The sequence below is a fragment of the Kocuria salsicia genome (assembly GCF_039532055.1).
Taxonomy (GTDB): domain Bacteria; phylum Actinomycetota; class Actinomycetes; order Actinomycetales; family Micrococcaceae; genus Kocuria; species Kocuria salsicia.
Genome location: NZ_BAAARF010000005.1, coordinates 115,436 through 141,822 on the forward strand (window position 1 = coordinate 115,436; position 26,387 = coordinate 141,822).

The 26,387-nt window shown below is 71.3% G+C and carries 20 protein-coding genes and 2 tRNA genes; 13 read left to right on the forward strand and 9 right to left on the reverse strand.

Annotated elements, in window-relative coordinates:
- Positions 1-287 precede the first annotated feature (287 nt).
- Positions 288-2,264 (forward strand): S8 family serine peptidase, encoded by a 1,977-nt coding sequence (locus tag ABD264_RS05950; protein ID WP_145011558.1) that lies wholly within the window; start codon positions 288-290, stop codon positions 2,262-2,264.
- Positions 2,265-2,370: 106 nt separating this feature from the next.
- The gene (locus ABD264_RS05955) at positions 2,371-4,374 is read left to right on the forward strand and encodes an FAD/NAD(P)-binding protein (RefSeq protein ID WP_303106691.1); all 2,004 of its coding nucleotides are present in this window, start codon (positions 2,371-2,373) and stop codon (positions 4,372-4,374) included.
- Between the two features lie 250 nt (positions 4,375-4,624).
- Here the strand turns inward: ABD264_RS05955 and ABD264_RS05960 are convergent, their stop codons facing one another.
- Positions 4,625-5,560, reverse strand: coding sequence for a sugar-binding transcriptional regulator (locus ABD264_RS05960; protein ID WP_290500166.1), 936 nt, complete (start codon positions 5,558-5,560; stop codon positions 4,625-4,627).
- Positions 5,561-5,674: 114 nt separating this feature from the next.
- Positions 5,675-6,892 carry a NupC/NupG family nucleoside CNT transporter gene (locus ABD264_RS05965; protein ID WP_145011549.1) on the reverse strand — a complete coding sequence of 406 codons (1,218 nt, stop codon included), beginning with the start codon at positions 6,890-6,892 and terminating at the stop codon, positions 5,675-5,677.
- Positions 6,893-7,066: 174 nt separating this feature from the next.
- Here ABD264_RS05965 and ABD264_RS05970 point away from each other — a divergent pair, with 174 nt between their 5' ends.
- From ABD264_RS05970 to ABD264_RS05980, 3 genes are all read left to right on the forward strand, one after another.
- A complete protein-coding gene (locus tag ABD264_RS05970; RefSeq protein ID WP_144943113.1) occupies positions 7,067-8,362 on the forward strand; it encodes a thymidine phosphorylase in 1,296 nt (431 codons plus the stop codon).
- 94 nt (positions 8,363-8,456) lie between these two features.
- The gene (gene deoC, locus ABD264_RS05975) at positions 8,457-9,113 is read left to right on the forward strand and encodes a deoxyribose-phosphate aldolase (RefSeq protein WP_144943114.1); all 657 of its coding nucleotides are present in this window, start codon (positions 8,457-8,459) and stop codon (positions 9,111-9,113) included.
- Complete coding sequence (locus ABD264_RS05980; RefSeq protein ID WP_290500170.1) at positions 9,113-10,816, forward strand: phospho-sugar mutase; 1,704 nt, start codon at positions 9,113-9,115, stop codon at positions 10,814-10,816. Before deoC ends, ABD264_RS05980 begins: the two co-directional genes overlap by 1 nt.
- 78 nt (positions 10,817-10,894) lie before the next feature.
- Here the strand turns inward: ABD264_RS05980 and ABD264_RS05985 are convergent.
- Positions 10,895-10,982: transfer RNA gene (locus tag ABD264_RS05985), tRNA-Ser, on the reverse strand.
- Positions 10,983-11,169: 187 nt separating this feature from the next.
- On the opposite strand from ABD264_RS05985, the gene ABD264_RS05990 reads away from it, so the two are divergent.
- The 5 genes from ABD264_RS05990 (at position 11,170) to ABD264_RS06010 (ending at position 18,377) form a co-directional block, all read left to right on the forward strand.
- The gene (locus ABD264_RS05990; protein WP_344204940.1) at positions 11,170-12,153 is read left to right on the forward strand and encodes an NAD(P)H-quinone oxidoreductase; all 984 of its coding nucleotides are present in this window, start codon (positions 11,170-11,172) and stop codon (positions 12,151-12,153) included.
- 202 nt (positions 12,154-12,355) lie between these two features.
- Entirely contained in the window at positions 12,356-14,641 is a 2,286-nt protein-coding gene (locus ABD264_RS05995; protein ID WP_145011542.1) for a carbon starvation CstA family protein, read from the forward strand.
- Complete coding sequence (locus tag ABD264_RS06000; RefSeq protein WP_144943117.1) at positions 14,641-14,865, forward strand: YbdD/YjiX family protein; 225 nt, start codon at positions 14,641-14,643, stop codon at positions 14,863-14,865. The genes ABD264_RS05995 and ABD264_RS06000 overlap by 1 nt, the downstream gene beginning before the upstream one ends.
- Positions 14,866-14,916: 51 nt before the next feature.
- On the forward strand, positions 14,917-15,450 hold the full coding sequence (locus ABD264_RS06005) for a hypothetical protein (protein ID WP_303106697.1): 534 nt from the start codon (positions 14,917-14,919) through the stop codon (positions 15,448-15,450).
- Positions 15,451-15,806: 356 nt separating this feature from the next.
- Entirely contained in the window at positions 15,807-18,377 is a 2,571-nt protein-coding gene (locus ABD264_RS06010) for an HAD-IC family P-type ATPase (protein WP_344204943.1), read from the forward strand.
- A 167-nt stretch (positions 18,378-18,544) separates the two neighbouring features.
- Here the strand turns inward: ABD264_RS06010 and ABD264_RS06015 are convergent.
- From ABD264_RS06015 to tmk, 4 genes are all read right to left on the reverse strand, one after another.
- Positions 18,545-18,617: transfer RNA gene (locus ABD264_RS06015), tRNA-Thr, on the reverse strand.
- Between the two features lie 91 nt (positions 18,618-18,708).
- Positions 18,709-20,277 carry an alpha/beta hydrolase gene (locus tag ABD264_RS06020; protein WP_344204945.1) on the reverse strand — a complete coding sequence of 523 codons (1,569 nt, stop codon included), beginning with the start codon at positions 20,275-20,277 and terminating at the stop codon, positions 18,709-18,711.
- A gap of 18 nt (positions 20,278-20,295) precedes the next feature.
- A complete protein-coding gene (locus ABD264_RS06025) occupies positions 20,296-21,423 on the reverse strand; it encodes a DNA polymerase III subunit delta' (protein WP_144943121.1) in 1,128 nt (375 codons plus the stop codon).
- A complete protein-coding gene (gene tmk / locus ABD264_RS06030) occupies positions 21,420-22,076 on the reverse strand; it encodes a dTMP kinase (protein ID WP_144943122.1) in 657 nt (218 codons plus the stop codon). Before tmk ends, ABD264_RS06025 begins: the two co-directional genes overlap by 4 nt.
- A gap of 115 nt (positions 22,077-22,191) precedes the next feature.
- Here tmk and ABD264_RS06035 point away from each other — a divergent pair, with 115 nt between their 5' ends.
- Positions 22,192-23,322 carry a trans-sulfuration enzyme family protein gene (locus ABD264_RS06035; RefSeq protein ID WP_126874655.1) on the forward strand — a complete coding sequence of 377 codons (1,131 nt, stop codon included), beginning with the start codon at positions 22,192-22,194 and terminating at the stop codon, positions 23,320-23,322.
- Positions 23,323-23,331: 9 nt separating this feature from the next.
- Positions 23,332-23,682 (forward strand): DUF2516 family protein, encoded by a 351-nt coding sequence (locus ABD264_RS06040; protein WP_055084115.1) that lies wholly within the window; start codon positions 23,332-23,334, stop codon positions 23,680-23,682.
- 18 nt (positions 23,683-23,700) lie between these two features.
- On the opposite strand, the gene ABD264_RS06045 is transcribed toward ABD264_RS06040, so the two are convergent.
- Positions 23,701-24,492, reverse strand: a complete 792-nt coding sequence (locus ABD264_RS06045) for a class I SAM-dependent methyltransferase (RefSeq protein WP_144943123.1) — start codon at positions 24,490-24,492, stop codon at positions 23,701-23,703.
- Between the two features lie 79 nt (positions 24,493-24,571).
- On the opposite strand from ABD264_RS06045, the gene ABD264_RS06050 reads away from it, so the two are divergent.
- Positions 24,572-25,330 carry a phosphoglyceromutase gene (locus tag ABD264_RS06050; RefSeq protein ID WP_179229848.1) on the forward strand — a complete coding sequence of 253 codons (759 nt, stop codon included), beginning with the start codon at positions 24,572-24,574 and terminating at the stop codon, positions 25,328-25,330.
- A 185-nt stretch (positions 25,331-25,515) separates the two neighbouring features.
- Here ABD264_RS06050 and phoU read toward each other — a convergent pair whose 3' ends face one another.
- Positions 25,516-26,214: a phosphate signaling complex protein PhoU gene (gene phoU / locus ABD264_RS06055; protein WP_055084109.1), complete on the reverse strand. Its 699-nt coding sequence runs from the start codon at positions 26,212-26,214 to the stop codon at positions 25,516-25,518.
- Between the last annotated feature and the right edge of the window lie 173 nt (positions 26,215-26,387).

Here is a 26,387-nt window from a genome sequence, read left to right on the forward strand (position 1 = left end):
AAGACCGGCGGGGGCCGCGCAAGCATAGCGGTGTGTCGCCACAGCGGCAAGAAAGTCACGGCCCTCAGGGAGGGGCGAGCAGCGGTGTGTCCCGAACCGTCTCCGCTCACGGGCTGGACGCCGTCCGCGGCCCCGGGAGACTCGGGCCCCCTTCACAATTCGGGGAACTCCGTGTTTGCTCTCGCATATCTACGCGGATGGATACACTTCGGAAGCAGCACCAGGTCCACCCCCACCCGCCTGGGTACGAGGCGTACCGGGCCCGGGTCTGAGCAGGAGGAGCGGGTATGGGCAACGCACGAGTGCGCGGTTGGATTGCTGCGGGACTGTCGGCGGCCGTGATCGCCACGGCGGGACCCGCAGCGGCGGCACCCCCGGGCGGAGCGACGTCGTCGGGGGAGCAGGCCGCGCAGGTGCAGCCGGCGGTGGGTGGAGGAGTGTCATCCCTGGGACGGGGTCCGGCGGGGCAGGGGCGTGTGCTCCCGGAGACCGACCGGTTCGTCGTGGAGTACAAGCAGGATGTGCCCCAGGAGCGCCGCAGCGCCGCGCTCGCGCAGGCCGCCCAGGCAAGCGACCTCCCCCGCGCGAAGACGGTCCGGACCACGGGCAGCGGCGAGGACGTCGTGGAGACGGACACCATGCTCTCCCCGGCGGAGCAGAAGGACATGGTGGCCGCCATCGAGGCGAACCCCGCCGTGGAGTCCGCCGAGCCCGACCAGATCGTGGTGGGGGCGCTCGCCGCGACACCTCCCGCCACCCCGAACGACACGAACTGGAACTACCAGTGGGGTCCGCGAAACATCGGCGTGCCGAACGCATGGTGGCAGGGCACCGGTCAGGGCGTGGTGATCGGCATTGCGGACACTGGCCAGACCGACCACCCGGACCTCAACGCCAAGACGGTGCCCGGCTACGACTTCCTCTCGGACACCTACCACTCACGGGACGGCAACGGACGTGACGCGAACCCGCAGGACCAGGGGGACTGGAGCCCGGGGCGGCCGTCCTGGTGGCACGGTTCGCACGTGGCGGGCATTGCCGCCGCCCAGACGAACAACCGGGCGGGGATCGCCGGCGTGGCCCCCGACGCGAAGATCCAGCACGCGCGCGTGCTCGGGGCGGATGGCCGCGGGTACGTCTCGGACATCGCGGACGGCGTGATGTGGTCCGCGGGCATCCCCGTCCCCGGAGTGCCCAGGAACGCGAACCCGGCAAAGGTGGTCAACCTCTCGGAGGCGTGGGACTCCGGGACGTGCCCCGCGGTGATGCAGAACGCCATCAACCGGATGCACGCGATCAACGTCCCCCTCGTGGTGGCGGCCGGCAACGCGGCCAAGAGCGCGAACCTGGCCTCGCCCGCCAACTGCGGTGGCGCCATCGTGGTGGGAGCCACGTCCTACCGTAACCAGCTCACGGGATACACGAACTGGGGGCCCATGCTCGACGTCGTGGCACCCGGAGGAGACGCGAGTTCCCCCATCTGGTCCACGGTGAACACGGGCACCTACTCGATCGGCAGACCCGCCTACGGGGACCTCAGCGGAACCTCCATGGCCGCTCCGCACGTGGCCGGGGTGATCGCGATCATGAAGGAGCGCAACCCGGACCTGGGGGTGGAGGCCATTCGCAACACCCTGCGCAGCACCGGTTCGAACGTCAGCGGCTACCGGAAGGTGAACGGCGCCGCCGCGGCCCGGGCTGTGGCCAGGGCGAAGCCCACCGTGCACGGGGCCATTGCCACCTACTACAACGCGCACGGAGGCGCCGCAGCCATGGGTGCCCCGACCACCTGGGAGCTGAGCACGGGAGTGGGTGGGGTGGTGCAGACCTTCACGAAGAACGGCAGGGCCACCAGCATCTACTGGTCCCACGAGACCGGCGCGCACAGGGTCGAGACCTGGAAGGGCATCGGGACCCGCTACTCGCGGCTGGGCGGTCCGGCCGCCTTCGGGCTGCCCGCCAAGGACGAGCTGCCCACGAGCACCGCAGGGGCCTACCAGAACTTCGTGCGCCCGGGGACGACGCAGACCACCAAGATCATCTGGAGTGCGGCGACCGGGGCGCAGCCCGTCGTGGAGACGTCGGCCATCGGCAAGCAGTGGGCCCGCGACGGCCACGAGGCGGGCAGCGGCTACCCCACCTCGCCCGAGGTGAAGACCGCCGCGGGTGCCTACCAGCGCTTCCGCACCGTGAAGACCGGTGAGATCACGCAGTACACCTGGACGCGGAGCACCGGGAAGGTGGTCCGCGCCGCGCTCCGCTGACGGGAACCCCGCCCGGGCCGTTGCCAGGGCACGGGAGGGCACGACGCCGCGGTCGCCCGCCCGCGCCCCGCTCCCGGAGGTGTGCGGCGTCGATATCCTGGACGGCATGGGTATTGAGCAGCGTGTGGTGGTGGTGGGGGCCGGCCCCCGGGGTCTGTCGGTGGTGGAACGACTCGCGGCGCACTCGGCCAGCAGCGGCGCCCGTGCGCACGTGGACCTCGTGGACCCCTTCCCGCCGGGGCCGGGCCACGTGTGGCGCACCGACCAGTCCGAGCTGTTCCTCATGAACACCCCGTCCCTGTTCCCCACGGTCCTCGCGGGACAGGGCGTGCTGGACGTGCCCTCGCCGGAGCCGCTGCGGGGGATGAGCTTCGAGAGGTGGCGCCGCGGCGTCGTCGACGGCCGGATCACGCCCACCACGCCGTTGGCGGAGGAGCAGGTGCGGGCGCTCGCCGAGCTCTCGCCCCAGGGGTACCCGCCGCGGGCCGTCTACGGGCGCTACCTGGAGTGGGTGTTCGAGACCCTGCGGCAGAACCTTCCCGCGGGCATGGTGCTGGAGGTGCACCGCGGTGAGGCCGTGGACGCGTGGGTCCGCTCGGACGGCCGGCACCGGTACGCGGTGGAGCTCGCGGGCGGCCACGTGCTGCCCGCGGACGCCGTGGTCCTCGCCCTCGGCCACCTGGACGCGCACCTGCGGCCCTCCCAGAAGGACCTCGTGGACGGCGCTGCCGAGCACGGGCTCACGTACTGGCCTCCCACCGTGCCGGCCGATGCGTGGTGGTCCGAGGTGCCCAGCGGGGAGACAGTGCTGGTGCGGGGTATGGGGTTGAACTTCTGCGATGCGCTCGCCCAGCTCACGGAGGGCCGCGGCGGCACTTTCACCTCGGTCCCGGACAACCCGCAGCGATTGGTCTACCACCCGTCGGGTCGCGAACCGCGCATCGTCGCGGGATCCCGGCGCGGCACCCCGTACCGTGCCAAGCCGGCGCTCGCGGGCTACTACGCGCAGTCCCTGCAGACCCGCTTCTTTACGCTCGACGCCGTGCGCCGCTTGGCGGAGGAGGACGGCACGCCCCTGTCCTTCGACCGCCAGCTGTGGCCGCTGATCCGTAAGGACGTGAACTGGAACTACTACGCGGTCCTGGCCCGCACCACCCCGGAGGCGTTCACCGCGGACCCGGGCGAGTTCCTGCGCCGCCTGGACACCATTCTCACGGACCCCGACGGTTCCCACTGGTCAAGCCGCATCGACGCCCTGGTCTCGGAGGCAGTGGTGCCCGGCAGGCAGCTGCAGCAGGCGCGTCTGGCGCGGCCGTTCGAGGACGTCAGCTTCGCGAGCCACGACGAGTACGCGGCGGCGGTGGTCCACCACCTCGACCGGGATGTCAGCGGCTCCCTGCGCGGCGAGGACGACCCCACCAAGATGGCCATCGCCTCCCTGAACGCCGCGCGCACGGTGCTCAAGTGCGTGCTCGCGGAGATCGGGATCTCCGACTCCTCCTGGGTGCACGAGTTGCGCCGCGCGTTCGAGCCGCTCGTGGAGGGGCTCGCGTCCGGGCCGCCGGTGCTGCGGATCCAGCAGCTCGCCGCACTGACCCGTGCCGGGGTGGTCCGGTTCCTGGGCCCCGAGCCGCGCTTCGTGGTGGACCGCACCCAGGGCTGCTTCGTGGCGGCGTCCCCGTGGGTGGAGGCCGCGCCGGTGCGCTCGCGCTGGCTGATCGAGGCCATGTCACCCACCAACGACGTCCACCGCAACATCTCCCCGCTGCTCACCCACATGCACGAGCGCGGGCTGGTGCGCGGCAGGCTCATGGAAACCCGCGACGGTGCCAGCCCCGAGACCAGCACGGGTCTCGACGTCCGAGCGGAGCGCGCCCGCGGGGCGGGGCAGGGCGACGCCGCAGCTCCCGGTTTCGTCTACCGCGCCGTGGGCGCGAAGGACACCGCGGAGCAGAGCATCTATGTGCTCGGTTTGCAGCTGTCCTCGGTGCAGTGGGGCGTGGCCATCGCTGCGGAGGCCGAGGCGCCAGCGCGCCTCGGTGCACGCACGCTCGCGGACGCGGACCAGATTGCCCGGGACATCCTCGCGGGGGTGCGCGCCGGGGCGTGAGCCGCGGCGGGTTCGAAGTGCAGCGGCGCTCTGCCGGGTTGCCGCGGTGAGTGAGGCCGCCACGGGTGGCGACGTCGCGGCAGAGGGGGCGACGACGTCGACCGGGGCGCCGAGGACCGGGGCGCCGAGGACAGACGCCGGGACCCGGCTGGGCACCAGCGCGCGGGCGTCGCAGCGCTGTCCCGCGCGGGACGGCACGAACTGGTCAGTGCGGAGGTCCCGGGCGGCGTCGCCGAACCCCGCGGGGGACTCAGCCCAGGAGGGCGCGGGCGGTGCGCTCGTCCGTGACCAGGTGGGAGACGTACCCGGCCTGCAGGGCGGCGCGCAACACCGGGACTTTTCCGGCTCCGCCGGCCACGCAGATACGGATCTCCTTCTCACGCAGGTGCGCCAGGGGGATCGAGACGGTGCGCTCGTCGAGCTCCGGTACCGCGGGGCGGCCCTGGGCGTCGATGAAGTGCGAGCACAGGTCTCCCACTGCGTGCCGGGCGATCGCCGTGCGCTCCGCCTTTGTGAGGTAGTCACGCCCCAGCAGCGGCGCGTCCTGCGTCACGGAGCCCACCGTGAAGATGGCGGAGCGGGCGCTGCGGCCGAGATCCAGGACGTACTCGATGTGCCGGTCCTGCTCCACGAGTCGCTTGACGCCAGGGCTGTCGAAGAGCACGGGCAACGGCAGCGTGTGGGGGTAGGCGTTGAAGGCCGCGCACAGCAGCCGCACGGTCTCGTGGTGGCCCGCGAGAGGAGACCCCAGACCGCTGCTGCCCTTGAGCTGGACCAGCTGCACCCCGCTGCGCGGCTGAGGCGTGAGGGCAGCTGCCAGGGCCCGCATGGTGCGGCCCCACGTGATGCCCACGAGGTCTCCGTCCGCAACGTTCTCCTCGAGCACCTGGGCGCCCATGCCGCCGAGCTCGTGGAGCAGCTCGTCCTCGGTCCCCGCAGCGGCGACCACGCGGGCGTCGGTCAGCCCGAACGTCGCGCAGAGCCTGCGGCCCACGGTCGAGGAGACCTCCCGGGGATCGTGGATCTCGATGGTCACGAACCCGCGGTCCTTGGCGTGCTGGACCAGTTTGGACACCGTGGGCCGGGAGAGCGAGAGCTGCCGTGCCACCTCTGCCTGGGACAGCCCCCGCTGGAAGTACAGCCGGGCCACCTCTAGAGACTGGGCATCACGGGGGTTCAGCTCCATGCCGCCGGCCACCTCCTCCGGGTGGGGGCGTGGGCCCGGGTGCGCGGCGAGGCCAACGGGGACGACATCGTCGCCGTCGTGGGCGTCAGCGGTCGCCTCGTGCGTGCAGGCACGTCACAGCCCCATGATCACGCCGACGAGTGCGGCGTTGAGCATGTTGGTGAGGAACCCGGCCAGCAGGGCGAACATGCCCATCTGTGCAACGTCCCCGCGCCGGTCCGGGGCCAACCCGCCGAAGGAGCCGATCTGGATGGCGATCGAGGAGAGGTTCGCGAAGCCGGCCAGGGCGAAGGTGGTGATGAGGACGGACTGCGGGTCCATGTCCGGGATCGCGGGTCCGAACGAGGTGTAGCCCACGAACTCGTTGAGGATGGTCTTCTGGCCGATGAAGTTGCCCACCTGGGCGGCGTCCTGCCACGGCACGCCGATGGCCCACGCGAGCGGCGAGAAGATGATGCCGAACAGCCCCTCCAGGGACCAGCCCTCGAAGCCGAACAGAGAGCCGACCCAGCCGAGCACGGCGGAGCCGAAGGCGATCAGCGCGATGAACGCGATGAGCAGGCAGCCGACGACCACGGCGATCCGTCCGCCGTTCAGGGCGCCGGTGCCGATCGCGTCGATCACGTTCTTGGACTCGGTGTCCCGCACCTTGAGGACGTTGACGGAGGCCTCGGACTTCTCGGTCTCGGGCATCAGCGCCTTGGCGATCAGCAGCGAGCCGGGCGCGTTCATCACCGAAGCGGCCAGCAGGTACGGCAGCGGGGCGCCCAGCAGCGAGTAGCCCACCAGGGTGGAGCCGGCCGCCGCGGCGAAGCCGCCGGTCATGCACGCGAACAGCTCGGAGCGGGTGAGCTTGCTCAGGTAGGGCTTGATCATCAGGGGAGCCTCGCTCTGCCCCAGGAAGATCACGGTGGAGGCGAACACGGACTCAATCTTGGAGGTGCCCATGATCTTGTTGAGCACGGTGCCCAGCACGTGCACGAAGACCTGGATGATCCGCAGGTAGTAGAGGGCGCTGATGAGTGCGCCCAGGAAGATGATCACGGGGAGCACGTTGAGCGCGAAGACGAAGCCGCTGTTCTCGCCCATGAGCCCGCCGAAGACGAACTTGGTGCCCTCGTTGGTGAAGCCGATCAGCCCCTGGACCAGCCCGGAGAACCACTTCAGGGCCTCGTAGCCCGGCCCCCACTTCAGGATCAGCAGCGCCACCCCGATCTGCAGGGCCAGGCCCACCACGAGCGTGCGCCACTTGATGGCGCTGCGGTGGCGGGAGAGAAGGATGATGATGCCCAGGATCAGTGCGATCCCGATCAGGCCCTGGAAGCGGTCCACGGCGACCTCGGCTTTCGACTCCGGCGCGATGGCGACTCTGCCCCCGCGCGAACATTTGTCAAAACTATAGTTGACATTTTTTCCGACACGCCGCCTAGGATTGCTGGTGAACCGTGTCGCGGGTTCCGCACTCGCAGGGGCGCGGCGCCGTATCTACACGAGGGAGTGAGAACGATGGTCGAGGCGTTCGATGCCGTGGACGTGATCCGCATGAAGAGGGACCGCGAGACGCTGTCCCCGGAGGCCATCGACTGGGTGGTGGACGCGTACACGCGCGGCGTGGTGGCGGACGAGCAGATGTCCGCGCTGGCCATGGCCATCTTCCTCAACGGCATGGACCGTCCGGAGATCTCCCGCTGGACCCAGGCCATGATCGACTCCGGCGAGCGCATGAACTTCTCGGCGCTCTCCCGGCCCACCGCGGACAAGCACTCCACCGGTGGTGTGGGGGACAAGATCACCCTGCCGCTCGCCCCCCTCGTGGCGAGCTTTGGGGTGGCCGTTCCGCAGCTCTCCGGCCGCGGTCTGGGGCACACCGGCGGCACGCTCGACAAGCTCGAAGCCATCCCGGGGTGGCGCGCGGACCTCTCGAACGAGCGGATGATGGAGATCCTGGACACCGTGGGCGCAGTGATCTGCGCAGCCGGCAGCGGCCTGGCCCCGGCGGACAAGAAACTCTACGCCCTGCGGGACACCACCTCCACGGTCGAGTGCATTCCCCTGATCGCGTCCTCGATCATGTCCAAGAAGATCGCCGAGGGCACCGGCGCTCTCGTGCTGGACGTCAAGACCGGTCCCGGTGCGTTCATGAAGTCGGAGCAGGACGCCCGTGAGCTGGCCCGCACCATGGTGGACCTCGGCAAGGACCACGGGGTGGACACCGTTGCGCTGCTCACGGACATGTCCCGTCCCCTGGGGCGCACGGTGGGCAACGCCCTGGAGGTGCGCGAGTCGGTGGAGGTGCTGGCCGGCGGCGGGCCGAGCGACGTCGTCCGCCTGACCGTGGCGCTGGCACGGGAGATGCTCTCGGCGGCCGGCGTGGAGGACGCAGACCCGGAGGCTGCGCTGCAGGATGGCCGCGCCATGGACACCTGGAAGCGGATGATCACCGCACAGGACGGGGATCCGGACGCACCCCTGCCCCGGGCGAAGCACACGCAGGAGGTGCTGGCCGAGACCGAGGGCGTGCTCACCGAGCTGGACGCCATGTCCGTGGGGGTCGCCTCGTGGCGGCTCGGCGCGGGCCGGGCCCGGCAGGGGGACCCCGTGCAGGCGGGGGCCGGCGTGGAGATCCACGCGGTGCCGGGCGAGCGCGTGCGCAAGGGACAGAAGCTGTTCACCCTCCACACGGACACCCCCGAGCGCTTCGACCGTGCGCTCGAGGCCATTGCCGAGGGCGCCATGATCGACCCGGACGCGGCCGAGGGCACCGGCGCCCGGGAGGACGTCGTCCTGGACCGGATCGCCTGAGCACGCGCCCGGCGCACCCGTGCGGGCAGGGCGCCCCACGACCGCCGTTGGCGCGCACCGCGCCGCGGCACCAAAAACCACTAAGGAGAAGCACATGATCACCCGCGCAGAGCTCGCCGCCATGGTCGACCACACCCTGCTCAAGCCCGAGGCCACCGCCCAGCAGGTCGCGGACCTCGCCCGCGATGCCTCCGAGCTCGGGGCGTACTCGATCTGCGTGTCGCCCTCCCGTCTGGACGTGGAGCTGCCCGACGGCGTGAAGCTCGCGACCGTGTGCGGCTTCCCCTCCGGCGCGCACCCCTCCGAGGTCAAGGCCGTGGAGGCCGCGGACTCCGTGGCCCAGGGTGCGGACGAGGTGGACATGGTCATCAACCTCGGGCTCGCCATGGACGGCAACTGGGACGGGGTGCGCGAGGACATCGAGTCGGTGCGTGCGGCGTGCCCGGAGCCCACGGTGCTGAAGGTCATCATCGAGTCCGCGGCGCTGAGCGACGAGCAAATTGTGGCCGCGTGCCGGGCCGCGGAGGCCGCCGGTGCGGACTTCGTGAAGACCTCCACGGGCTTCCACCCCGCCGGTGGTGCGAGCGTGGAAGCCGTGCGGCTCATGGCGGAGACGGTCGGCGGCCGTCTGGGCGTGAAGGCCTCGGGTGGCATCCGCACCACGGAGGCCGCACTTGCCATGGTCGACGCCGGGGCCACCAGGCTGGGGCTCTCCGGCACGGCATCGGTACTGGAAGGACTGGATTCCTGATGAACCAGCAGCTTGCAGACCGCGTCGAGCAGTGGCTTGACCATGACCCCGACGAGCGCACCCGGGCCGAGCTGTCCACCGTGCTGGAGAAGGCCCAGGGTGGGGACGAGTCCGCGCTGACGGAGCTGGAGTCCCGCTTCGAAGGACCGCTCATGTTCGGCACCGCGGGGCTGCGTGCGGCGGTCGGCGCGGGGGAGTCCCGGATGAACCGCGCCGTGGTGATCCGGGCGAGCGCCGGGCTGGCCTCGTTCCTCGTGGAGCGGGTGGGCCCGGAGCCCCTCGTGGTGGTCGGTTGCGACGCCCGCCACGGCTCGGAGGACTTCGCCGCGGACGCCGCGGCTGTCTTCGCCGCGGCCGGTTGCCGCGCGGTGCGCCTGCCCGCCCAGCTGCCCACGCCCCTAGTGGCCTACGCCGTGCGTGAGCTCGGTGCGGACGCCGGCGTGATGGTCACGGCGTCCCACAACCCACCCGCGGACAACGGCTACAAGGTCTACCTCGGTGGGCGGGCCGTGGCTGGCGACGACGAGAAGGGCGTGCAGATCGTGCCGCCGGACGACGCCCGGATTGCCGAGCGCATCGCGGCGGCGCCCTTCGCGGATGAGGTCCCCCGCGACCCCGGGGCCGTGACCACCGCCGACGACGCCGTGCTCGACGGCTACGTGCGCCGCGCCGCCTCGCTGCGGGCCGGGGAGGGCGGGGGCCAGGACATCTCGATCGCACTGACCGCCATGCACGGCGTGGGCCTGGGCACCGCCCTGCGGGTGCTGGACGAGGCGGGATTCCCCAACGTCTCGGTCGTGGCCGAGCAGGCCGAGCCGGACCCGGACTTCCCCACCGTGGCGTTCCCCAACCCCGAGGAACCCGGTGCCATGGACCTCCTGATGGCGCTCGCGGCCCGCGAGGGATCGGACGTGGCCATCGCCCTGGACCCGGATGCCGACCGCTGCGCCGTGGCCGTCCCCGCCGGCGCGGGCACCGGCGATCCGCTCCAGGACTGGCGACGACTGAGCGGTGACGAGCTCGGAGCGCTGCTCGGTGAGGACGCCGCCTCGGACCCGGACCGCGCGGGGGACACCCTCGCGTGCTCGATCGTCTCCGGCCGCCTGTTGGGCCGCATTGCCGCGCAGCACGGTCTCACTTTCCGGCAGACCCTCACGGGCTTCAAATGGATCGCCCGCACGCCCGGGCTGAGATTCGGCTACGAGGAGGCCATCGGCTACTGCACCGATCCCACGGCCGTGCGCGACAAGGACGGTGTCTCCACGGCGGTGCGCGTTGCCTCGCTCGTGGCCCGGCTCAAGGAGCGGGGCACCACGGTGCAGGACGAGCTGGACCGGCTCGCCCGGCAGCACGGGCTCTACGCGACCGCTCCGCTGACGTTCCGGGTGGCGGACCTCTCGCTCATCGCCCGCGGCATGGCCCGGCTGCGCGAGCACCCGCCCGCGGAACTCGCGGGCTCCCCGGTTGCGGAGTTCGTGGACCTCGCCGAGGGAAGCCCCGAGCTGCTGCCCACTGAGGGCGTTCTGATCCGCACGGAGGCGGACGACCGCGTGATCGTGCGCCCCTCCGGCACGGAGCCCAAGCTCAAGTGCTACCTCGAAGTGGTGCTGCCCGTTGCCGAGGGACAGGACGTCCCGCGCGCGGAGGCCGCCGAGCGGCTGCGGGCGATCAGCGAGCAGCTGCGGGAGGTCGTGGGGCTCTGAGCCCCACTGACCCCCGCGGTACCAACCACGAAGCCCCCGTCCCCTGAATGCTCAGAGGACGGGGGCTTCGTGGTTCCGCGGAAGGTAAGGGATTTGAACCCTTGGCACGGGGTTACCGCACACTGGTTTTCAAGACCAGCTCCTTAGGCCGCTCGGACAACCTTCCAGCTGTGCTCGGCACCGGGCTGGCCCGGGCGAACGAGTCGTCATTATTCCACGCCCCGCGCCCGGGGTGCCACCGGGGGGGCAGACGGGCGCGCCCGTCCACGTCGGCGCGCGGGGTCGCCTGGCGCTCGCCGGGGCTGCGGCAGGAGAATGGGGTGAGACCCAGACAGCGAGTGGAAGGACGTCCCATGCGAGCCGTACGAGATCTGCGTTCCGGTGGCCCCGAGGTGCTCGAGGTGGGGGAGGCCCCAGAACCGAGCATGACCCCGGACGGGGTGCTGATCGAGGTGACGGCCGCGGGCATCAACCGCGCGGACGTCCTGCAGCGCCAGGGCAACTACCCCGTCCCGCCGGGTGCCACCGATGTCTTCGGGCTCGAGGTCTCGGGGACGGTCACTGCGCTGGGTGCGGACGTGCCCGACGCCGCCGGGCTGGCGGTGGGGGACAGCGTCGTCGCGCTCGTGGATTCGGGTGGATACGCGGAGCGCGTCGTTGCGCCGTGGCCGCAGGTGCTGCCGCTGCCCGACGGCGTGGATCCCGTGGCCGCAGCGGGTCTGCCCGAGGTGGCCGCGACCGTGTTCTCCAACGTCTTCATGGCGGCGGCCGCGCGTGAGGGCGAGACCCTGCTGGTCCACGGCGGCGCCGGGGGGATCGGTACCCACGCGATCCAGGTGGCCCGGGCGCTCGGCATGACCGTGCTGACCACGGTGGGCAACGAGGAGAAGGCGCGCGTGGTGCGCGAGCTGGGTGCCGAGGCCATCAACTACCGGGAAGAGGATTTCGTGGAGCGCGTGCACGAGCTCACCGGGGGACGGGGCGCGGACGTGGTCCTCGACGTCGTCGGCGCCGCGTACCTGGGCCCGAACCTCGAGGCCCTCGCGACGAACGGGCGGATCGTGATCATCGGCATGCAGGGCGGAGCCAAGGGGGAGCTAAACGTCGGTCGGCTGCTGCAGAAGCGCGCGGCGGTCATCGGCACCACGCTGCGCGCCCGGCCCGCGGCGGAGAAGGCGAGCATCATGGCCGCGGTGCGCGAGCACGTCTGGCCGCTCGTGGCCTCGGGGCGGGTGCGCCCGCTCGTCTCCCGTGCGTTCCCCCTGGAGCAGGCGCGTCAGGCCCACGAGTACTTCGACTCCGGCTCCCACGTGGGCAAGGTGCTGCTGACGCTGTGACGGGGCGCGGGCCGCCCGTGGGCCCGGCCCGACGACGCCGCGCGGCGGTCGGCGGGATTGCGCATGGTGCGCGCCGGGAGCCAGACCCGACCGTCCAGCGCTCTGACCCCCTGGCCGCGGGCGTGGCGCACCTCGCATAGACTCGTGTCCGCCATCACACGCGGCACCCAGGGTGCCGGCACGAGATTCGGAGCCTTCCCCCATGAGCACAACGCACCGCCACCCGGCGGAGTCCCCGCAGCCGAGCCAGGGAGGCAGCGCCGAGCTCCCGCCCAACCATGTGACCCCCGAGGTCCTGGAACGGGAGCAGACCCGGTGGACCCCGTTGCGGATCGCCCTGTGGGTGGGCATCGCCCTGCTCGGGGGTGTGGCGTGGGTGATGATCGCCTTCGCCCGCGGCGAGTCCGTGAACGCCATCTGGTTCGTGTTCGCGGCAGTGTGCAGCTACTTCATCGCCTACCGGTTCTACTCCAAGTTCATCGAGCTGAAGCTGACCCGCCCGGACGACCGGCGTGCGACCCCCGCGGAGTACCACGCGAACGGCAAGGACTACATGCCCACCGACCGGCGGGTGCTCTACGGGCACCACTTCGCCGCGATCGCAGGCGCCGGTCCGCTCGTGGGCCCCGTGCTCGCGGCGCAGATGGGCTACCTGCCCGGGACCATCTGGATCATCGTGGGCGTGATCCTTGCGGGAGCCGTCCAGGACTACCTGGTGCTGTTCTTCTCGATGCGCCGCGGCGGCCGGTCCCTCGGCCAGATGGCCAGGGAGGAGCTCGGCGTGGTGGGTGGCTACGCGGCGATCGTCGCCACGCTGGCCATCATGATCATCATCGTGGCCATCCTCGCGCTCGTGGTGGTCAACGCCCTGGGCGAGTCCCCGTGGGGCGTGTTCTCGGTGGGCATGACCATCCCGATCGCCCTGTTCATGGGCGTCTACCTGCGCTACCTGCGCCCGGGCAGGGTCATGGAGGTCTCGGTCATCGGCTTCGTGCTGCTGATGCTCGTGATCGTGGCCGGCGGCTGGGTGGCGGACACCGAGCTCGGCTCGCAGCTGTTCACTCTGGACCGGGTGACCCTGGCGTGGTGCGTGATCGGCTACGGCTTCGTGGCCGCCGTGCTGCCCGTGTGGCTGCTGCTCTCCCCGCGCGACTACCTCTCCACGTTCATGAAGGTGGGTACCATCCTGCTGCTCGCCGCCGCCATCGTGGTGGTGCGCCCGGAGATCACAGTGCCCGCGGTCAGCGAGTTCGCCGGCCGCTCGGACGGTCCCGTGTTCACCGGGTCCCTGTTCCCGTTCCTGTTCGTCACCATCGCGTGCGGTGCGCTCTCCGGGTTCCATGCCCTGATCGCCTCCGGCACAACTCCCAAGATGATCGAGAAGGAGCGCCAGGCGCGCTTCATCGGCTACGGCGGCATGCTCATGGAGTCCTTCGTGGCCATCATGGCGCTCGTGGCGGCCGTGTCCATCGACCGCGGCATCTACTTCGCGATGAACGCCTCTCCGGCAGCCACGATGGGAACCGTCGAGGGTGCGGCGGCGTTCGTGAACTCCCTGGGCTTGTCCGGCGTGCACGTGACCCCGGAGCTGCTGCAGGGCACCGCAGACGCCGTGGGGGAGGAGACCATCGTCTCCCGCACCGGTGGCGCACCCACCCTGGCTGTGGGCCTCTCCCACATCATGCAGCAGTGGTTCGGGGGAGTATCCATGATGAGCTTTTGGTACCACTTCGCCATCATGTTCGAGGCGCTGTTCATCCTCACCGCCGTGGACGCCGGCACCCGCGTGGCCCGCTTCATGCTCACCGACACCCTCGGCAACTTCTTCCCGCGCTTCCGGGACGTCAACTGGCGCACCGGTGCGTGGCTGACCACCGCGATCATGGTCGCGGGCTGGGGCACCATCCTGATCCTCGGCGTCACCGACCCGCTGGGCGGGATCAACACGTTCTACCCCCTGTTCGGCATCGCCAACCAGCTGCTTGCCGCGATTGCGCTCGCGGTGTGCCTGGCCATCGCGGCGAACCTGCACCGCTTCAAGTACCTGTGGATCATCATGCTCCCGCTGCTCTTCGACGTGCTCGTGACCGTCACGGGGTCGTGGCAAAAGATCTTCTCGTCCGACCCCAAGGTGGGTTACTGGGCCAACCACGGCGCCTTCAAGGACGCGCTGGCCCAGGGCAAGACGAGCTTCGGCACGGCCAAGAACGTGGAGGCCATGGAAGCCGTGGTCCGCAACACGTTCGTGCAGGGGACGCTCTCGGTGCTCTTCGTGGTGCTCACGATCGTGGTGGTGGTCATGGGTGTCGTGGAGACGGTCAAGGCCCTGCGGGGCCGGGGGCGCGGCACGCACGAGGACCCGGTGGTCGAGTCCCGGTTCTACGCGCCGTCGGGCCTGGTGGCCATGCCCTCCGAGAAGGCACTTGAGAAGCAGTGGAGGGCGCTGCCGCTGGAGCAGCGCACCCCCACGGGTGGGGGGCACCACTGATGACCGGGGCCGTGGAGCAGGCGGGGCGGGGCCGCTCGGGGTTCCTCGACTGGTGGCGCGGCGCGGTGCGTTTCGGCAACGGAGTGCTCGGCGCGGACAGGTACGAGCGCTACCTGCAGTACCACCGCGCCACCGGGTGCGAGTCCGAGCCGCTCACCGAACGGGAGTTCTGGCGGGACTGGCAGGACTGGCAGGACGCCCACCCCGAGGGCCGGTGCTGCTGAGACGGTAGGATGGACCGCCGCCTGCGGATGGTGGACGGGAAAGGGATGTCGGTGGGTTTCTTCAGTGACTACAGGGCCACGCGCCGTGACGAGCGGGAGCTGGGCGAGGGCGTCTGGCGCCGGGCCCACGACCGCTTCAAGCGGGGGCTGGACCGGTACCACCAGATCCTCGAGTCCGTCCGCGACCCCGAGCTGCGCGCCATGGCCGTCCTCGTGGCGAACGAGCTCGCGGACCTGCTTCCGCGGGTGCGCGCCGTGTGCGCGGAGGCCCACTTCCGGGCACCCTCGCAGACCCAGGACATCCCGCACTCCACGGACGGCTACGTCTCGGACGTCCACCGCCAGCTCTCCCGGGCTGGCAACTCCATGGCACAGACCGCGGAGGCCCTGACGATGGCGCGGTTCTCCGCGCGCGGCACCGCCCCGAGCGCCGTCGCCGCCCCCGGGGACGACGACGCGTCGCCCGTCCGATCGCCCCTCGCCGACCCCGCCCCCATCCAGCGCAGGGCGGCTGTCGTGGCGCAGTACGTACTGGCGGCCGAGGATCTCATGGCGGCCCGCTCCGTCAGACGCGGCCAGTACTGACCCGTGGCTGCCGCCGTACTCGAAGCGCCGCGTCACGGGCCGGCAGGGTGGAACGGGTGGGGGGCGGGTCACGGGCTGGCTGAGCACGGAGCGGGGCCGCGGAACCCCCGGGGGCCCGCGGCCCTTCCGGTCGTGGAACCCCCGGGGTTCGCGTGCGTCCCCTGTCCGGATCATTGGGCAAGCCAGAGCCGCAACGTCCTGCTCCCATGTTATAGAGCGCTGTTCTCGCGCAACAGAGCCTCGTGGAATGGTTGTGCTCCCGCCAGGGTTCCCACCCCGGGCCCGGCAAGGCGTCACGCACCCGGGGAGTCCCCACTCATAGACTGGGGACCAACGACGAGCCCGCAAGGATATCCATGCCCCACCGGACCACGAGCCCCGCACGCACCCCCGGACGGGCCGATGACGGGACGCTGCCCCGGGAAGGCCTCAGCTCCCAGGAGGTCGCCGAGAGGGTGGAGCTCGGGCTGACGAACGCGCAGCCCAACAGCACCTCACGTAGCCTGTGGGCGATCGTCCGCACCCACCTGTTCACCCTGTTCAACCTCGTGCTGGGTCTGTGCGGTGCCGTGGTGATCGCACTCGGGCGCTGGCTGGACCTGCTGTTCCTCGTGGCAGCTGTGAGCAACGTGGTGATCGGCTTCGTGCAGGAGTTCTCGGCCAAGCGGCAGCTGGACAAGATCGCGCTGCTGCGCCGGGACCCCGCCAGCGTGCGCCGTGACGGCGTGCTCACCAAGGTTCCCCTCGAGGAGATCGTGCTGGACGACGTCCTGCTGCTCTCCCGCGGGGACCAGGTCCCGGCAGACGGCGAGGTGCTTGAGGCGGACGGCTTGGACATCGACGAGTCCCTGCTGACCGGCGAGAACGACCCCGTGGTGAAGCAGCCCGGGGACAAGGTCCTCTCTGCCTCGAGCGTCACCAGCGGTTCCGGCACGGTGCGTGTCACGGCCGTGGGCGGGAAGTCCCACGCCTTCAAGCTCGCCAACGAGGCCCGACAGTTCGCCCCCATCCGCTCCGAGCTGCGCGATTCCCTCGCCCGGGTGGTCCGGTGGCTCTCCACTGCCCTGGTCCCCATCATCGCGGTGGTGCTCAACGGGCAGATGCGCGCGGCCGGGGGCTGGCAGCACGCGTTCGACACGGGGGCGTGGCAGGACGCCCTGGTGGCCTCGGTGTCCTCCGTGGCCTCGATGGTGCCCCAGGGCCTCGCCCTGATGACCACGATCACCTTCGCCGTGGCCGCAGTGAAGCTGGCTCGCCAGGAGGTGCTGATCCAGGAGCAGCCCGCCGTGGAGGTGCTCGCGCGCGTGGACACGGTGTGCTTCGACAAGACCGGGACCCTGACCGAGGGCGGCGTCTCCTTCGACGCCGCCCGCTGCCTCACGCCGTCGGCCCCCTCTGACACTGCCCACGAGGCGCCCGCTGCCGCCCCCGACGACGCCGCGGACCTCGCCGCTACTCGTGCGGACGTGGTCGAACCGTCCCCGGAGGCCGCCGCCGCGCTCGCGTGGTTCGGCGCGGATCCGCACGCGAACCCCACGGCCGCCGCACTGGCCGAGGGCTACGAGCACCCCAACCCGCACGAACCGGTGGCGGTGCTGGGCTTCTCCTCCGCGAACCGCTTCTCCGGCGTGGAGTTCCCGGACTCCGGCGCGTGGATCCTGGGTGCCCCGGAGGTGCAGCTTGCGGACGCAGAGCATCGTGAGGCGCGGGAGCACGCGCAGGACCTCGCCACCGCCGGGATGCGCACGATGGTGCTCTCCCGCGCCGAGCACCTGGTCCTGGCGGAGCCGGGCAAGGACGGCCGCAGACGCGCGGCTCAGGAGCTGCCGCCCGACGTGAAGCCGCAGCTGCTGCTGACCTTCCGTGAGCAGGTCCGCTCGGACGCCCGCGAGACGCTGGCGTACTTCACCGAGCAGGGGATCGATCTCAAGGTCCTCTCCGGGGACAACCCCGCCACGGTGGCCGCCGCCGCCAGGACGGCCGGGATGGACGTCTCCCACGGTGCGGTCGACGCCACCCAGTTGCCGGACGACGGCGAGGAGCTGCACCGCGCCGCGCGGGAGCACAGCGTGTTCGGCCGCGTGTCCCCGCACCAGAAGAAGAACATGGTGCTGGGCCTGCAGGAGGGCGGGCGCGTGGTCGCGATGACCGGTGACGGAATCAACGACGCCCTCGCGCTGAAGCACGCGGACCTCGGAATCGCCATGGGCAACGCGGCGCCGGCCACCAAGGCCGTCTCCCGTCTGGTGCTGCTGGACGGGCAGTTCTCGCGGCTGCCGTCCGTACTCGCTGAGGGACGGAAGATCATCGCCAACATCGAGCGCGTCACGCACCTGTTCCTCACCAAGACCGGGTTCTCGGTGCTGATGGGCGTGGTCCTGGGCCTGCTCGCCTGGACCTTCCCGTTCCTGCCCCGCCAGTACTCCACGGCGGACTTCCTGATGCTGGGCGCGCCGTCCTTCATCCTGGCGATGCTCCCCAACAGCCGCCGCTACGTCTCCGGCTACCTCGAACGGGCCCTGCACTTCTCCGTGCCGAGCGCCGTGGTCGTGGCGCTGTGCGTGGTGGGGCTGAACCTCTACGAGCGCACCGTGGACCACGCGAGCTCCACGCGGGAGTTCCAGACGTCGAGCTTCCTGGTGTTGGTGCTCGTGGGGCTGTGGATCCTGTGCGTGGGCTCCCGCCCGCTGACCCGGATCCGGCTGGCGCTCGTGGTTGCGATGTACGCGGGGCTCGTGCTGGTCGTGGTGGTCCCGCTCTCCCTGACGTACCACCAGTTCGAGGTGCCCCACGCCTCCCTGCTGTGGGCCTCGCTCGCCTTCGCGTTCGTGGGTTCCGTGCTCGTGGAGATCAACTTCCGGGTGCACACGCGGTGGCTGCGGCGCACACAGCCCGCGGCCTTCGAGGCGGCTGCCCGGGCCGAGTAGGCCTTGGGCTCCAGTCACGACGGCGTTCGGCGGGGGGCGTCCCGTCCCGTGGAGGCCACCGAAGCTGTGGAGACCGCCGCAGCGGTTCGGCGCACGGGGGATGGCCGCGAGGCCTGGCCGCGAAACGGGAGAGGCCCCGTCACCTGGTGGTGACGGGGCCTCTGCGGAGCCGCCTGCCGGAATCGAACCGGCGACCTATTCATTACGAGTGAATCGCTCTACCGACTGAGCTAAGGCGGCGTGACCGGGGATGCGAGAACCCCAGATGCACGCCGAAACAGTATCAGATCGCGGCGCGGCACCACCAATCAGCTGCCCGCCCCAGTGGGCCTCAGCTCGCGTCGCACACGGCCCCCTCATTGGGCAGGGCGCCGTTCAGGAGGTAGCCGTCCACGGCGCGGGTCACGCACGTACTGCCCGAGGTGTAGGCGGTGTGGCCGTAGCCCTCGTGAGTGAGCAGTCGGGCCTCGCCGAGCTGCTTCACCAGGGACTGCGCCCACGGGTAGGGCGTGGCCGGGTCGTGGGTGGTGCCCACCACGAGGGCGGGGGCCTCCGTGTCCGCGTGGAAGTCCACGAGGGGGGTCACGGGTCGGTCCGGCCACCCCTGGCACGCGGCCGCACCGTAGCCGAGGTAGGGGCCGAACGTGGGGGCCTTGGTGGCCATCTCCTTGGCGGCGTCGGCCATCTGCGCGTCGCTGATGTCAGCGGAGTCCGTGTCCAGGCAGCTCACCGCGGTGAAGGCCATGGATACGTTGCTCGTGTACTTGCCGGAGGAGTTCCGCCCGTGGTTGGAGTCCGAGAACGCCATGAGGGCCTCGTACTTCCCGTCGAACGCCTCCTGCAGGGCACTGTCGAGCTGCGGATAGCCCGCGGTCGAGTAGAGGGGCACCAGGATCCCCTCCAGCGCGTTGGTGGCCGTCAGTGTGCGCCCGTCGGACACGGCGGTGCGGCCCTCCGAGACCTCTCGCAGCATCTCCCTGATCTTCGTCATCCCGGCGTCCACGTCGTCCTCGCCCACGGCGCACCCCCGGGTGTTCTCCTGGCAGTCCGCCACGAAGCGCCGCAGGTTGTCCTCGAACCCCTCCGCCTGGGCCAGCGCGGAAGCACGCTCGTCGAGGGTCGGGTCCACGGCGCCGTCGAGCACCATGCGTCCCGTGCGCGCGGGAAACAGGTGCGCGTACGTGGCGCCGATCTCCGTGCCGTAGGAGAAGCCCAGGTAGTGCGTCACGGGCTGGCGCAGCACGGCGCGCAGGACGTCCAGGTCCTTCGCCACGCTCTGGGTGTCCATGTGGGAGACCACGGTGGAGGAATTGCGGTGGCACTTCTCGCCGATCTCGCGGGAGCTCGTGCGCACCTCGTCCAAGGACTCCTTGGCGGGATCGAAGGCCGGCTCCTGCCGCCACTCGTCCATCTCGCGGTCCGAGAGGCAGCGGATGCCGTCCGACCGGCCGACCCCGCGCGGGTCGAAGCCCACCAGGTCGAACTCCTTGCGCACTTCCTTGGACGTGAAGTAGTCCGTGGAGGCCATCATGTCCACGCCGGAGCCGCCCGGCCCACCGGGGTTGAGGAACAGGGCGCCCTCGGGCGAGGAACCGGTGGCCTGCAGCCGGGCGATCTCCACCTGCGTGTTCCCTCCGGACGGGTTCGCGTAGTCCACGGGGACCGTGACCGCCGCGCACTGGACGTCCTCCGGCAGCTGCTGGCCCTCGCTGGTGGTGCCGCAGCCAGCCCAGTCGAGGGACTGCGTGTAGTAGGACTCCAGCGCAGGGTCCGCGCTCGCCGTGACGTCGGGGTCCGCAGACCCCCTGGCCTCCTGGGGACCGCCCCCGGAGCAGGCCGTGAGGAACAGGGCGACGGCGCCGAGCAGCACGGCGGCGCGGCGGGGACGGGAGTTGTGCACGGGGTCCTCTCGGGGGGGTCAGACGATGGAGACCATCATGGCCTCGAACGCGAGTTGGGCGCTCACATTGGTGCGGATGCGCTGCCGGGTCTCGCTGATCACGTCGATCTTCTCCAGCGTCTGCTCCGCGGACGAGTTCGTCGCGTAGCCCCGGATCTGTTCCCCCAGGTGCTCGTTGACCAGGGGCATCCCGGTGCCCAGCTGGACGCTCAGCACGTCCCGGTAGAACGTGGTGAGGTCGATCAGGAACCGGTCCAGGGTGTCCGTCTGGATCCGGCGGGAGCGACGCTTCTGGTCCGCCTCCAGCCGGTTCAGCGCACCGCGGATGGCCGGTGGCACGCGGCCGGTCTCCGGGGCGCCCATGGACACGAGCAGCTGGGCCCGCTCCTCGTCGTTGCGGGCCTCCGCGTCCGCCGCGGACTCGTCCACCGCCAGGCGGTGCAGCCGGTCCGCGGCCCGCACGGCCTGGGTGACCCCGTGCATGGACAGGGGCAGCGAGACCACTTCCTGGCGGCGGGTGCGGGCGTCGTCGTACAGGGCGAGGCGGGTGGCCACGCCCACGTGGCACTGGGCGAGCCGTGCGCACTGCTCAGCGCGCTGCTCCGGCACACCGTGGCGGGCCACGAGCAGCCGGGCGACGTCCTGCGCGGACGGGACCTTCAGCGTCACCGCGCGGCAGCGCGACCGGATGGTCACGAGCACGTCCATGGGGGAGGGCGCACACAGCAGCCAGATGGTGTGGGGAGGCGGCTCCTCGATGCTCTTGAGCATCACGTTGGAGGTGCGCTCCGTCATGCGGTCAGCGTCCTCCACGATCATGATGCGCCACGAGCCCACCGAGGGCCGGTCCTGCGCCTTGACCACGAGTTCGCGGGCTTCCTCGATGCTGATCTGCGGGTTCTCCGTGACGAAGTTCGTGACGTCCGCGTGCGTGCCGGCGAAGGCGGTGCGGCACGCGTGGCACTGGCCGCAGCCGGTGCCGTGCTCGCACAGCAGGGCGGCGGCGAGGGCGCGGGCCGCGGTCGAACGGCCCGAGCCGGGAGGTCCCGTGAACAGCCAGGCGTGGGTGGGGTCCTTGTCCTGCGCGGCGCGTTGTAGCTGCTCGACGACGCGCGGCTGGCCCACCACCTCGTCCCACACGCTCATCCGGCCACCTCGTCACGCACGGGAACCACACCGCGCACGCGGTCGAGCACCAGCTCCGCGATCCGCTCCGGGGGCTGGGCGGCGTCGAGCACGAGGTAGCGCTCCGGCGCCCGCTCGGCGAGCCGACGGAAGGTGGCGTTCACGGCGTCGTGGAAGGCCCTGGCCTCGGACTCCATGCGGTCCGCGGCCAGTCCCCGCAGGCCGCGCCGGGCCTCTGCGGTGTCCTGGTCCACGTCCAGCACCACGGTGAGGTCCGGTACGAGCCCGCGCAGCGCCCACTCGTTGAGCTGGAGCACGCGCTCCACGCCGAGCCCGCGGCCCGCTCCCTGGTACGCCACGGAGGAGTCCACGAACCGGTCGCAGACCACCACCTCCCCGCGCTGCAGGGCCGGGCGGATCAGACGCGCCACGTGGTCCGCGCGCGCCGAGGCGAAGAGCAGCGCCTCGGTCTCCGCGTCCACGGGGGCGTGGGCGGGATCGAGCACGAGGGAGCGCACCGACTCCGCCAGGGGGGTGCCACCGGGTTCGCGCGTGCACGTGACGGTGGCGCCGGACTCGCGCAGGGCCCTGGTGAGCGCCGCGACCTGGGTGGACTTGCCGGCGCCGTCACCGCCTTCGAACACGATGAGCGCCCCGCGCGTTGTTTGCTTCACGCGCACCACTGTAGCCACCGGTCCGGACACCCACAGCGGACGGTGCGGGGTGGGCAGGGCGCACCGCACGGTGGGCCGCCGCCGGGCCGGACGGGGGCCGGACTAGGGTGGAGGGATGCGAAAAGACACCGTGGTGGTTGCCGGCGGGCGCCCCGCACACGAGCACGACGCCCCCGTGAACCCTCCCGTGGTGCTGACCTCCACCTACCGGGGGGTGGGTGAGGTCGCGGACACGGACCGTTCCTACGCCCGGCAGACCAACCCCACGTGGGAGGCCTTCGAGGAGGTGCTCGCCGCGCTCGAGGAGTCCCCGTGCCCCGCGCTGTCCTACGCGTCCGGGCTCGCGGCCATCACCGCCGCGCTCACGCTCGTACCCGTGGGCGGCACGCTCGTGCTGCCGCGGCACAGCTACCAGGGAAGCATGCAGCTCGCCCGGGCGTGGGAGCAGCGCGGGATCTTCTCCGTGCGCACCGTGGACGTCGCGGACACCGGCGCCACCCTGGACGCCCTCGACGGCGCCGACATGCTGTGGATCGAGAGCCCCACCAACCCCATGCTGGAGGTCGCGGACCTGCCCGCTCTGCTGAGCGGTGCGCGGCAGCGGGGCGTGCTCACGTGCGTGGACAACACCTTCGCCACGCCCCTGCTGCAGCGGCCCCTGACCCTCGGCGCGGACCTCGTGGTGCACTCGGCCACCAAGTACATCGCGGGGCACTCGGACGTGCTGATGGGCGCGGTGCTGTGCGCCACGCCGGAGCTGCGCGAGCGGCTGCACGCCCAGCGCACCCTCGAGGGCGCCGTTCCCGGCCCGTTCGAGGCGTGGCTCGCCCTGCGCGGTGTGCGCACCCTGGCGCTGCGCGTGGAGCGCTCCATGGCCAGCGCCGCGGAACTCGCCCGCAGGCTCTCGGAGCACCCGGCCGTGGCGGAGGTCCGCTACCCGGGCCTGCCGCAGGATCCCGGCCACGAGCGGGCCGCGGCCCAGATGGCCGGCGGCTTCGGGTCGGTGGTCTCGGTGGTCCTCGACGACGACGCCGCCGCGGCCGAGCGCCTCGTCGCCGGGCTGCGCGTGTGGACCCCGGCCACCTCGCTGGGCGGTGTGGAGTCCCTCGTGGAGCGGCGGCGGCGCCATCCGGAGGAGCCCGCCAGCGTGCCGGAGTCCCTGCTGCGGCTGTCCGTGGGGATCGAGAACGTGGAGGACCTCTGGGAGGACCTGCTGCCCGGGCTCGACGCGCTCGCGGATCGGTAGACTGCTCCCGTGACTTCCTACCCCTGGGCCCTCGTACTGGCGAACTACCTGGACTACGCCATCACCCTGGTGGTGGCGGTGCTCGCGCTGCTTGCCGCGCTGGACTGCGTGCGCCGTTCCGCGGTGCAGTTCGAACGCGCCTGGAAGCGCACCAAGACGTTCTGGCTGGCCCTCACCGGCGGTGCCGCCGTGGTCTCGGTGTTCAGCGCGGTCTTCTCCACGCTGCAGCTCGTGAGCTTCGGTGTTCCTCGCTCGGGCTCGCTGATCCTCATGCTCGTGGCCGCCACGATCGCGGGCGTGTACTTCGCGGACGTGCGACCCGCCGTGGCGGGGGAGTCCCGCAACCCCGGCCGCTGGTAGGGCCCGGAGCGTCGAACCTCAGGAGGGGGCGACGGCGTCCCAGGACACCGTGAGCTCCCCGAGCCGCCACCGCCGCGGCCCGTGCATGACGGGCCACCCGCCGGCCTTCAGGTCCTGGCACGTGGCGATCCAGCGTCGGCGCGGACCGAACGGGGACAGCGCGGCGTTGACGGACCACGCGGCGTCGGCGGCGGCCAGGAAGTCGTGCACGCGCTCGCCGGGCACGTTGCGGTGGATCAGGATCTTGGGCAGCCGCGCCGCCACGTCCGACGGCAGGGCGTAGCTGCCCGGGCGCATGCTCACGGTGAACGTCTGCGGCCCCTCCCCGGTGACGCAGATCCAGGTGGCCAGCCGCCCGATCTCGTCGCACGTCCCGTCCATCAGCACTCCGCCCGGCGCGAGCCGTGAGCACGCGAGCTCCCAGGCACAGGGCACCTCCTCCACGGGGTACTGCCGCAGCACGTTGAAGGCCCGCACGAACACGGGCCGGCGCGGACCGGTGGGGATCTCGAAGCCTCCGCGCCGGAACTCGAGACCCGGGCGGGTGTGGACCCGGGCGGCGTCGACCCGTTGCGGGTCGATCTCCACCCCCACGAGCGTCACGTCCGGGCGCGCCGTGCGGGCGCGCTGCAGCAGCTCCACGGTGGTCACGGGGGCCGCGCCGAAGCCGAGGTCCACAAGCAGCGGATCCTGCGCGCGGCGCAGCAGCGGTGCGAGCACTCCGGTGAGGTAGCGGTCCGCGCGGCGCAACCGGTTGGGGTTGGTGGTGCCGCGGGTGATGGACCCCACGGGGCGGGACTGGGCTGGCACACGCACACTGTACTGGCACCGGGTCCGCTGCCGGGCGACACCCGTTCCCCCTGCGCGCGCGGGGTGGGACAATGGGGGCATGGCTAACGATTCAGTGACCCACAAGCTCATCCTCCTGCGCCACGGCCAGTCCGAGTGGAACGAGAAGAACCTCTTCACCGGCTGGGTGGACGTGCCGCTCACCGACAAGGGCCGCGCCGAGGCCACGCGGGGCGGTGAACTGATCGCGGAGAACGACCTGCTGCCGGACGTGGTCCACACGTCCCTGCTGCGCCGCGCCATGAACACCGCCAACCTCGCGCTCGACGCCGCGGACCGGCTCTGGATCCCCGTCAAGCGCTCCTGGCGTCTCAACGAGCGCCACTACGGCGCCCTGCAGGGCAAGAACAAGGCGGAGATCCGCGAGGAGTACGGCGAGGAGCAGTTCATGACCTGGCGCCGCTCCTACGACACCCCGCCGCCCGCCATCGACGACTCCTCCGAGTGGTCCCAGGCCGGGGACCCCCGGTACGCGGACGTCGTGGACCTGCCCCGTACCGAGTGCCTCAAGGACGTCCTCGAGCGCTTCCTGCCCTACTGGGACGAGCAGATCGTCCCGGACCTGCAGGCCGGGAAGACCGTTCTGGTGGCCGCGCACGGCAACTCCCTGCGTGCGCTCGTGAAGCACCTGGACGGCATCTCGGACGACGACATCGCCGGGCTGAACATCCCCACGGGCATCCCGCTGTACTACGAGCTCGACGAGAACTTCCGGCCCGTGACCGCCGGTGGCCGCTACCTGGACCCGGACGCCGCGGCCGAGTCCATCAAGGCCGTGGCGAACCAGGGCAAGAAGTAGTCCTTCGCCCGACAACGCGGAATCCCCGTCACCCCACGTGGGGTGACGGGGATTCCGTCGTCGTGGCCGGGATGGGCCGGGATGGGGTGGCGTCGCGGACCGCGCTCGCGGTCCGGTGGGCGTGCCGGGCGCCGGGAGGGGGCGACGTCGCCGCGTCACCGGACGCCGCGCCGTCGCCCGCCGCGTCACTCGCCGGCGTCGGTGCCGATGTGGCCGTGGCCGGTGGGGCGGGAGTCGGTGGCGGGGGCCCAGTCGCCGGTGACCAGGTAGGAGACCTTGCGGGCCACGGAGACGCCGTGGTCACCGATCCGCTCGAGGTAGCGCGAGGCGAGGGTGACGTCCACGGCGGTGGGCACCGAGGAGTTCCAGCTGGGGTCCGCGAGCATCTCGAAGACCTGCTGGTGCTTGACGTTGAGTTCGGACTTCAGGGCGAAGATCTCGTCCGTCTCACTGATGTCGCGGTCCTCCAGCGCCGTGATCACGCGGGCGATGAGCTTGAGGTCGATGTCGAACATCTGCTCGAAGTGACCCCGCATGGACTCCGGGAGCACGGGCTCCGGGAAGCGCAGGCGGGCAAGCTGCGCGAGGTGCCGGGCGAGGTCGCCCATGCGCTCCAGCGAGGCGCTCATGCGCAGCGCACCCACGATCATGCGCAGGTCCGAGGCCACGGGGGACTGCAGGGCGAGGATGTCGATCGAGCGCTCATCCAGGTCGTTCTGCAGGAAGTCGATCCGGGCGTCGTTGGAGATGACCTCCTCCGCCACCTGGATGTCTGCGTCGAGGAAGGCCGTGCGGGCGCTGCCGAGGGCCTGCTGCACGAGCGTGGCGATCTGAATCAGCTCTTCGCCGACCTGGTGGAGTTCAGCCTGGAAAACCTTGCGCACAGGGCGTCCTTTCGTTCAGGGCAATTCTTGGTCCCAGAGCTTACGCGTCCAGGAGGGCACGGCTGCCACCGGGGGAGACGGCACGACGGATTCGCACACCTCCGCCCAGGTTCACAGGCGGGAGTGAACGCGCCACCATGCCCAGGTGAACGTTGGCTGAACCACCGCGCTGC

Bases quoted from the DNA above. Each gene is read 5' to 3' on its own strand.
- ABD264_RS05950 (WP_145011558.1), top strand. From the start codon at position 288: ATGGGCAACGCACGAGTGCGCGGTTGGATTGCTGCGGGACTGTCGGCG.
- ABD264_RS05955 (WP_303106691.1), top strand. From the start codon at position 2,371: ATGGGTATTGAGCAGCGTGTGGTGGTGGTGGGGGCCGGCCCCCGGGGT.
- ABD264_RS05960 (WP_290500166.1), bottom strand. From the start codon at position 5,560: ATGGAGCTGAACCCCCGTGATGCCCAGTCTCTAGAGGTGGCCCGGCTG.
- ABD264_RS05970 (WP_144943113.1), top strand. From the start codon at position 7,067: ATGGTCGAGGCGTTCGATGCCGTGGACGTGATCCGCATGAAGAGGGAC.
- deoC (WP_144943114.1), top strand. From the start codon at position 8,457: ATGATCACCCGCGCAGAGCTCGCCGCCATGGTCGACCACACCCTGCTC.
- ABD264_RS05980 (WP_290500170.1), top strand. From the start codon at position 9,113: ATGAACCAGCAGCTTGCAGACCGCGTCGAGCAGTGGCTTGACCATGAC.
- ABD264_RS05990 (WP_344204940.1), top strand. From the start codon at position 11,170: ATGCGAGCCGTACGAGATCTGCGTTCCGGTGGCCCCGAGGTGCTCGAG.
- ABD264_RS05995 (WP_145011542.1), top strand. From the start codon at position 12,356: ATGAGCACAACGCACCGCCACCCGGCGGAGTCCCCGCAGCCGAGCCAG.
- ABD264_RS06000 (WP_144943117.1), top strand. From the start codon at position 14,641: ATGACCGGGGCCGTGGAGCAGGCGGGGCGGGGCCGCTCGGGGTTCCTC.
- ABD264_RS06010 (WP_344204943.1), top strand. From the start codon at position 15,807: ATGCCCCACCGGACCACGAGCCCCGCACGCACCCCCGGACGGGCCGAT.
- ABD264_RS06025 (WP_144943121.1), bottom strand. From the start codon at position 21,423: ATGAGCGTGTGGGACGAGGTGGTGGGCCAGCCGCGCGTCGTCGAGCAG.
- ABD264_RS06035 (WP_126874655.1), top strand. From the start codon at position 22,192: ATGCGAAAAGACACCGTGGTGGTTGCCGGCGGGCGCCCCGCACACGAG.
- ABD264_RS06050 (WP_179229848.1), top strand. From the start codon at position 24,572: ATGGCTAACGATTCAGTGACCCACAAGCTCATCCTCCTGCGCCACGGC.